Source organism: Photorhabdus noenieputensis (assembly GCF_018448935.1).
Classification (GTDB): domain Bacteria; phylum Pseudomonadota; class Gammaproteobacteria; order Enterobacterales; family Enterobacteriaceae; genus Photorhabdus; species Photorhabdus noenieputensis.
This window is the reverse complement of sequence record NZ_RCWC01000149.1, coordinates 1-779: the sequence shown is the minus strand read 5'-3', so window position 1 is coordinate 779 and position 779 is coordinate 1. Positions and strand designations below refer to the sequence as shown.

Sequence of the window (779 nt, the reverse complement as noted above, 5' to 3'; positions counted from 1 at the left end):
TCAGGCATGTTTAATTTAGAAGAACTTTACTGCTGCGTCGATGACTTTTGCCAAAAATTTATTCCTCTCTGGCATCAACAGTTAATTGAACATGGTTTGCTCAAACGTCGCCGCGAAGCTTCCCTTTCTCTCAGTGAAGTCATGACGATACTCATTTTATTCCACATGAGCCATTATCGTGATTTTAAAACGTTTTATATTCAGCATGTTAAACACTATCTTCAGGCCGATTTTCCCCGGTTGGTCAGCTACACCCGGATGTTAACCTTGAAGCAAAGGGCGCTCATTCCTCTCTGTGCTTTTCTTTCGTCACGCAAGGCTGAAACCCAGGGGATCGCTTTTATTGATTCAACCAAAATTGCCGTTTGCCACAATCTCCGTATTCCCCGTCATCGCGTATTTCAGGGCATCGCACAGAGAGGGAAAACCAGTACCGGCTGGTTTTATGGCTTTAAACTTCATCTGGTTATCAATGATTGTGGTGAACTTCTGGCAGTGAAGTTGACTTCAGGAAATAAGGATGATCGCCATCCCGTCAAAGCGCTGGTACAAGGGTTAACCGGATGTTTATATGGCGATAAAGGGTATTTGTCGCAGGCTTTGTGCGATGAACTGGAAGCAGAAGGAATAACGTTAATCACTCATGTCCGTAATAACATGAAGGCAAAAGAATTATCTCTCTGGGATAAGCTGATGTTAAGAAGGAGATTTTTGATAGAAACGGTCGTGGATCAGCTTAAAAATATTTCTCAGATAGAGCATTCAAGACACCGCAGTCA

At 42.9% G+C, this 779-nt stretch carries 1 protein-coding gene; it reads left to right on the top strand.

The window, feature by feature from the left end; all coding sequences use genetic code 11:
* Positions 1-6: 6 nt before the first annotated feature.
* Positions 7-779, top strand: a 773-nt coding sequence (locus EAE91_RS23590) for an IS982 family transposase (protein ID WP_214090554.1), incomplete at its 3' end; no start/stop codon positions are given.